We start from the raw sequence: 6978 nt of genomic DNA, 5'->3' as shown, positions 1-6978 counted from the left end.
CCAGCTGCTCGACGGCCGCGCCCGGCGCGCGCCGACCCTGATCTGCGCCAGCGACGGCAACCACGGGCTGGCGGTGGCGGAAGGCGCACGGCTGGCGGGCGCCGCCGCCCGGATCTTCCTTCCGGCCGACCTGCCGCCGGTGCGCAGCGAGCGGATCCGCGCCTGCGGGGCCGAGGTCGCGCTGGTGCAGGGCGACTACGACGACGCCGTGGAGGCCGCCCTTCAAGCCGCGGCAGGCGGCGCGGGTCTGCTGATCCCCGACACCAGCGGCGACCCCGACGATCCCGTGGTCGCCGACGTGATGTCCGGCTACGACCTGATGGCCGAGGAGATCGCCGGCCAGCTCGAGGCGCCTCCCACGCACGTCTTCCTGCAGGCCGGCGTCGGCGGCCTGGCCGCGGCCCTGGCCGAGGGGCTGGCGCGGCGGCTGCCTGATGGGCCGAGAGTGGTCGTCGTGGAGCCCGATCGCGCCGCCTGCGTCGGGTCCGCCCTTCAGGCCGGGCGGCTCGTTCAGCTGGAGGGCGACCTGCACACCTCCGCCGAGATGCTGTCGTGCGGCCGCGCTTCGGCGCCGGCCTTGCGCATTCTGCTTCGCCACGGAGCCCAGGCCGTCGCCGTCGAAGAGGACGTGCTCGAAGCCGCGCCGGACGCCCTGACGGCGCACGGCGGCCCCCGGAGCACGCCCTCAGGCGCCGCAGGGCTCGCGGGCCTGCTCCGGGCGGCGGACGACCAGCCGCTTCGTCAGGCGCTCGGTTTGACCGCCGCAAGCCGGGTCCTGCTGGTCGCCAGTGAGGCGCCGCCGCAATAGCCCACCCGCGGACGCATGCCGGGTTCCGCCAGCGCGCCGGGCGCCTTAAGCATCGTGAGACCGATGCCTGAACCCCTGCCCCGCGCCGTCGCCGAGAGCCTGCTCGCCTTCTGGGCCGACGCGGGCGTGGACGCCGTGCTGCTGGACGAACCGCTGGACCGCATCGAGGCCGGCAAGATCCTGCCGCCGAAGCCGGTCGCACCCATCGCCCTCGCACCGGCGGCTCGGCCCGGCCCCGCCGCCGCGGCGCCCGACGTCTCCCAGGCCATCGTCCAGGCGCAGACCCTGGCCGCCCAGGCGCAGGACATGGAAGCGCTGGCCGCCGCAATCGCCGGCTTCGAGGGCTGCGGCTTCCGCTATGAGGGCGCCAGCAAGGCCGTCTGCTGGCGGGGCGCCTTGGACGCGCCGGTCATGGTCATCGGCGAAGGTCCCGGCCAGGAAGAGGACCTGCAGGGCCTGCCGTTCGTCGGCCGCGCCGGCAAGCTGCTGGACCGGATGCTGGCCGCGGCGGGCCTGACCGAGCGCGTGCTGATCACCAACACCGTCTTCTGGCGGCCGCCTGGCAACCGCACGCCCGCGCCGCACGAACAGGCGGTCTGCGCGCCCTTCCTGGAACGCGCCATCGCCCTGACGAAGCCGAAGATGCTGCTGCTGGTGGGCGGCGCCTCGGCCAAGAGCCTGCTCAGGAAAGACGAGGGAATCCTGTCGCTCAGAGGCCGGTGGTTCGAGTGGCGCTCGAGCGACGGCGCCCTGGAGCTGCCCGCCATGCCCACCCTTCATCCCGCCTTCCTGCTGCGGCAGCCAGGCGCCAAGAAGCGGGCGTGGAGCGACCTTTTGACCTTGACGGAACGGCTTGATCGTCCGGACAGGCCTGCCTAGCGTCTCCGCTTCGATTTTCGGGAAAAGGGTTCGCGTTTAGGCCGCGTTAGACAGGTCGGCGCGAAAAGGTCCGCATGACGCTCGCAAAGCGCCTGTGCCTCGGGGTTGCCGCCCTCGTCCTGTCTGCGACCGCGCATGCCGCGTCGGCGGCCGATTCGCCGCGGCCGCTGTCCGAGCAGGACGCCCGCGCCTACGCCCGCGCCTTCGCCGCCGCCGACCAAGGCGACTTCGTCGGCGCCCAGCTCGAGCTTGCGAACGTCAGGGACACCTCGCTGCAGGGCTACCTGTCGTTCCGCCAGCTGATGCATCCGACGGCGCACAAGGCGAGCTTCGAGGAGCTGACCGGCTGGCTGGGCCGCTTCCGGGACCTGCCCCTGGCCGACAAGGTCTTCTCGCTGGCCAACAAGCGCAAACCCGCCGACGCGCCGCCGCCGCCGGCGCCCGCCGTCGCGGCGCTGAACAGCGCCCGTAGCGAGGCGACCTTCGCCGCGCGCGACGCCTTCTACTCCGGCGACGTGAAGCGCGCCTACGACCTGGCCGTCGAGTGCGCCGACCGCTGGATCGCGGGTCTGGCCGCCTACCGGCTGCGCGACTACGCCACCGCCCAGGACTACTTCGCCCAGGTGGCGGGCGACGAGGACGAGGATGTCTGGCTGCGCGCGGCCGGCGCCTATTGGGCCTATCGCGCCGCGACCAATGTGGGCGATCCCATCGCCGGGGGCGCCTTCCTGCGGCGCGCCGCCCAGGCTCCGCACACCTTCTACGGCATGCTGGCCGCCCGCCAGGTGCAGCTGACCACCGCGGCCACCGGCGAGGTGGTCCTGGCCAGCTATCGCACCCCCGCGCCCGCGCCGGCATCGCATGGCCGCCGCCAGGCCAGCCCCGAGATCGTCCGCTTCATCCAGACCCAGCCCCGCGCCCACCGCGCCGCCGCGCTGGTTCAGATCGGCCGGATGGAAGACGCCCGGCAGGAGCTGCGCGTCGGCCTCGCGCTGGCCCGCACCGCGGTCGAGCGCGACAACTGGAAGGCCTTGATCGCCGAGATCACCCCGGGGTCCAGCGAGAGCGTCGGGCCGGGATACCTGACGCTTGGCGACTATCCGCTGCCGACGCTGGAGCCGAAGGACGGCTTCACCGTCGACCGGGCGCTGGTCTACGCGATCGTGCGCCAGGAGAGCCGCTTCAATCCACAGGCCATCTCGCCCGTGGGCGCCATCGGCCTGATGCAGCTGATGCCTACGACGGCGGCCCTGACGACCGGCGACGACAAGTTCAAGGCCGACTACAAGCCGCTGCTGGATCCCGCCACGAACCTGCGCATCGGCCAGGACTACATCGCCTGGCTGACCGACCGCGGCGTCGGCTACGACCTGCTGCGTGTGGTGGCGGCCTACAACGGCGGCCCCGGCGCGGTGCAGAAGGCCTTGCGCGCGGCGGGCGACAACGACCCGCTGATGCTGATCGAGTCCCTGCCCGCGCTCGAGACCCGCGACTATGTCGAGAAGGTCGTGGCCGGCTACTGGGCCTACAAGCGCCTGTTCGGCGAGGACGCCCGATCGCTGGACGCCCTGGCGACCGGCGCGCGCACGGTCGACCTGCGCCTCGACCTACCCAATCCGCAAGGGCCGCAGCCCCAGCTGACGACGCAGGCGCTTCAGGTCGGGGTTCTCAAGACGAACAACCCGGCTGCGCGCGACTAGGACGCCGTAGGGTCGCTTCGACAGCAGCCCACCCTCAGAAAGGCCGCTGACCAGCGCGTCGCCGCCGTCCGCAGCAAGGTGCTCGGTCAGCGCCTCGATCCATCCGTCGCGCAGCCGCAGGTCCGCCGGCAGGACCAGGGCCGTCTCGCCCTTGGCCCAGGCCAGCGCCGCCTCGATGGTGTCCGCCGCCTCCGCGCCCATGTCCTCGCAGATCGCCTGCACCTTGTCGGAGTGCGGGGCGACGATGAACACCTCCCGCACCAGCCCCTCCACCGCCCCGCCTGTGAGCTGGGCCAGCAACGCGGGCAGTCTGCGGGGCGCTTCGCGCGCGTCGACGATCACCGAAAGCATGGCCGGACAAGCGCTGCGGAACGCGTCCGCGTCAACTGAGTTCTTGTTCTGTTCTCTTGCGGGCGCTAGAACGTGGCTGTGAAGACCTTCACCCAGCAACTGCGCGGGCGCGGCGCCCGCTCCAATGCCAGCGGCCGCTACGAAGCCGAGGTGCGCGAGGCCTTCGACGACGGCTGGACGCCCGAGGACGACGAGGCCGCACCGCTCAGGACCACCGTGGCGCCCGAGAAGGCCAAGGTGATCATCAGCCGCAACGACAGCCCCGACGTGGGCTTTTCGGCCTCGATCAATCCGTACCGGGGCTGCGAGCACGGATGCATCTACTGCTACGCCCGGCCGGCGCACGCCTACATGGGCCTCTCGCCGGGCCTGGACTTCGAATCCAAGCTCTTCTTCAAACCCGAGGCGGCGCGGCTCCTTGAGGCCGAACTCTCGAACCCGCGCTACAAACCCGAGCTGATCCACATCGGCGGCAACACCGACCCCTATCAGCCGCAGGAAAGACTGCTGCGGGTCACCCGGCAGGTGATCGAGGTGCTGCTGAAGTTCCGGCACCCCTTTTCCGTGATCACCAAGTCGGCCCTCGTCGTTCGCGACCTGGACCTGCTGGCCGAAGCGGGGACGATGAACCTGGTGCGGGTGGCGATCTCGATCACCAGCCTGGACCGCACGCTCTCCCGCTCGATGGAGCCCCGCGCCGCGACCCCTGAGAAGCGCATCGACGCCGTGCGGCGGCTCACGGCGGCCGGCGTCCCGGTGACGGTCATGTTCGCCCCCTGCATCCCCGGCCTCAACGATCATGAGATGGAGGCGGTGCTGGAGCGCGCCGCCGAGGCTGGGGCGACCGGCGCCGGCTACGTGGCGCTGCGTCTGCCGATGGAGATCAAGGACCTGTTCCGCGAGTGGCTCGAGACGGACCATCCGGACCGCGCCCGCCGGGTGATGTCGCTCGTCCGCCAGATGCGCGGCGGCAAGGACTACGACGCCCAGTGGGGCAGCCGGATGAAGGGCGAAGGTCCCATCGGCGAGCTGATGAGCGCTCGCTTCAAGGCGGCGCAGAAGCGCTATGCGCTGAACCAGCGCGGGGGCGAGCTGGACATGAGCCAGTTCCGCCGGCCGCCGAAGGCCGGCGACCAGATCGACCTCTTCGGGCGCTAGGCGTGCTCGGCCGCAAGCGCCTTGGCCGCCTCGGCGGTGATTTCGAACGAGCGCAGCCGCGCCGCGTGGTCATAGATCTGGGCCGTGACGATGATTTCGTCCGGCTGGTAGGCCTCGACGAACGCCCGCAGGCCTTCGCGGACGATGTCGCATCCGCCCACGACGGCCTTGGCGAGCGCTCCCTGCTCGCTCGGCGAGATCCCCGCCGCGGCCAGCCGCTGGTCCATGTCGTCGACGGGCGGCGGCAGCGGCGACGGGCGGCCGGTCCGCAGGTTCAGAAACGCCTGCTGCAGCGAGGTGAACAGCCGCCGCGCCTCGACATCGGTCTCGGCCGCCACGACGTTCAGGCCGAGCATCAGGTGCGGCTTCTGCAGCTGCGCCGAGGGCCGGAAGTTGGCGCGATAGACCCGGATCGCCTGTTCCAGCTGGGCCGGCGCGAAGTGCGAGGCGAAGGCGTAGGGCAGCCCCAGGAGGGCGGCGAGCTCTGCGCCGAAGGTGCTGGAGCCCAGCATCCAGATCGGCACGTTCAGGCCGGCGCCCGGCACCGCGCGGACCATCTGGTTCGGCTGGGCCGGCTGGAAGTAATTCATCAGCTCGACCACGTCCTGCGGGAAGCGGTCGACGTCGCCCACCAGCGTGCGCCGCAGCGCCCGCGCGGTCATCTGGTCGGTCCCCGGCGCCCGGCCGACGCCCAGGTCGATGCGGCCCGGGAACAGGCTCTCCAGCGTGCCGAACTGCTCGGCGATCACCAGCGGCGCGTGGTTCGGCAGCATGATCCCGCCGGCGCCCACGCGGATGGTGCTGGTGCCCGCCGCCACGTGGGCGATCACGACGGCCGTGGCCGCCGACGCCACACCCGGCATGTTGTGGTGCTCGGCCAGCCAGAAGCGCTTGTAGCCGAGGGATTCTGCGTGGCGGGCGAGATCCAGGCTGTTGCGGAAGGACTGGGCGGCGTCGGAGCCTTCCAGAATGGGCGAGAGGTCGAGGACCGAGAGCGAAACCATGCCGGCAATATGGGTCCCGCTCAGCGCTGGAACACCCCCACCAATTCTACGTGGGGGGACCAGAGGAACTGATCCACCGGCAGCACGCGCTCCAGCCGGAAGCCGGCGTCGATCAGCATCCGCGCGTCGCGGGCAAACGTGGCGGGATTGCACGAGACCCCGATCACCCGCGGCACGGACGAGCGGGCCAGCTGCGCGCTCTGCTCGGCGGCGCCCGCCCGCGGTGGATCGAACACCACCACGTCGGTCTTCTTGAGCTCCTCGGCCAGGACGGGCCGGCGCACGAGATCCCGGGCCTCGGGCGTCACGGCGTGCAGGCCGGGCAGGCTGGCGAGCACCGCACCCAGCGCCGCGACGGCCTCTGGCGCGAAGTCGGCGGCGTGGACCGGCGCGATCTCGGCCAGGCGGAACGTGAAGGTGCCGACGCCGCAGTAGAGGTCGGCGATGCGGGTCGCGCCGGCCGCGGATTGGGCGACGAAGGCGGTCATCGCGGCCTCCGCGCCGGGCGTGGCCTGCAGAAAGGCCCCCGGCGGCAGGGCGACGGTCGCCGGGCCCAGGCGGACGAGCGCGCTTCGGGCCTGATAGGCCACCTCCCCGGCCAGCGTCACCCGGGCGAAATCAGCTTCGGCGGCGCGTTCGGCCAGCTGCATCCGGCGGTCTGCGGACAGGCCGCCGCTCTTCGCCTCGACGCCGGTGATGTCGATGTCGAGTCCGGTCTGCGTCAGGGTCACGTGCAGCGAGGGGGCCGACTTCGGGTGCTCGAAGAGCGGCGCGGCAAGACGCTTCAGCGCCGGGATCGCGGCCTGGATCGCCGGGTCCGAGATGGGGCAGACGGCGATGTCCACCAGGTCCCAGGACTTGCGCGCCTTGTAGCCCAGGCGAGCGGCGTCGCGGTCGCCGCGTCGGGCGTGCAGGGTCACCCGCCGCCGTGTCTCCGGGCCTGCCGCGTAGGCCGGCAGGATCTCGGTCTCGATGTGCTGTCGGGCGAGTGTCGTGCGCAGCCGCTCGACCTTCCAGGCAAGGTACGGCGCATGCGCCCAGTGCTGCAGGGCGCAGCCGCCGCAGGCGAAGAAGTGGG

7 protein-coding genes are annotated in these 6978 nt (G+C 71.9%); 4 read left to right on the top strand and 3 right to left on the bottom strand.

All coding sequences use genetic code 11. The annotated features are described in order from the left end of the window. From RIF93_RS17280 to RIF93_RS17270, 3 genes are all read left to right on the top strand, one after another. On the top strand, positions 1 to 808 hold an 808-nt coding region (locus RIF93_RS17280; RefSeq protein ID WP_309092692.1), incomplete at its 5' end, for a pyridoxal-phosphate dependent enzyme. Between the two features lie 63 nt (positions 809 to 871). After that, positions 872 to 1687 carry a uracil-DNA glycosylase gene (locus RIF93_RS17275; RefSeq protein WP_309092691.1) on the top strand — a complete coding sequence of 272 codons (816 nt, stop codon included), beginning with the start codon at positions 872 to 874 and terminating at the stop codon, positions 1685 to 1687. Positions 1688 to 1761: 74 nt separating this feature from the next. Further along, positions 1762 to 3387: a lytic transglycosylase domain-containing protein gene (locus RIF93_RS17270; RefSeq protein WP_309092690.1), complete on the top strand. Its 1626-nt coding sequence runs from the start codon at positions 1762 to 1764 to the stop codon at positions 3385 to 3387. Here the strand turns inward: RIF93_RS17270 and RIF93_RS17265 are convergent. Next, entirely contained in the window at positions 3295 to 3738 is a 444-nt protein-coding gene (locus RIF93_RS17265; RefSeq protein WP_309092689.1) for a glycosyltransferase family A protein, read from the bottom strand. The two genes, RIF93_RS17270 and RIF93_RS17265, sit on opposite strands and share 93 nt — an antisense overlap. 78 nt (positions 3739 to 3816) lie before the next feature. Here RIF93_RS17265 and RIF93_RS17260 point away from each other — a divergent pair, with 78 nt between their 5' ends. Further along, positions 3817 to 4896 (top strand): PA0069 family radical SAM protein, encoded by a 1080-nt coding sequence (locus tag RIF93_RS17260; protein ID WP_309092693.1) that lies wholly within the window; start codon positions 3817 to 3819, stop codon positions 4894 to 4896. On the opposite strand, the gene RIF93_RS17255 is transcribed toward RIF93_RS17260, so the two are convergent. Both RIF93_RS17255 and RIF93_RS17250 read right to left on the bottom strand, forming a co-directional pair. Continuing rightward, entirely contained in the window at positions 4893 to 5900 is a 1008-nt protein-coding gene (locus RIF93_RS17255) for an LLM class flavin-dependent oxidoreductase (protein WP_309092688.1), read from the bottom strand. The genes RIF93_RS17260 and RIF93_RS17255 overlap by 4 nt on opposite strands. A gap of 20 nt (positions 5901 to 5920) precedes the next feature. Continuing rightward, a partial coding sequence (locus tag RIF93_RS17250) for an RNA methyltransferase (protein WP_309092687.1) occupies positions 5921 to 6978 on the bottom strand: 1058 nt, incomplete at its 5' end.

This window comes from Phenylobacterium sp. (assembly GCF_031181185.1).
Classification (GTDB): Bacteria; Pseudomonadota; Alphaproteobacteria; order Caulobacterales; family Caulobacteraceae; genus Phenylobacterium.
The sequence above is the reverse complement of the archived record's forward strand: the minus strand, read 5'-3'. Positions and strand labels throughout refer to the sequence as shown.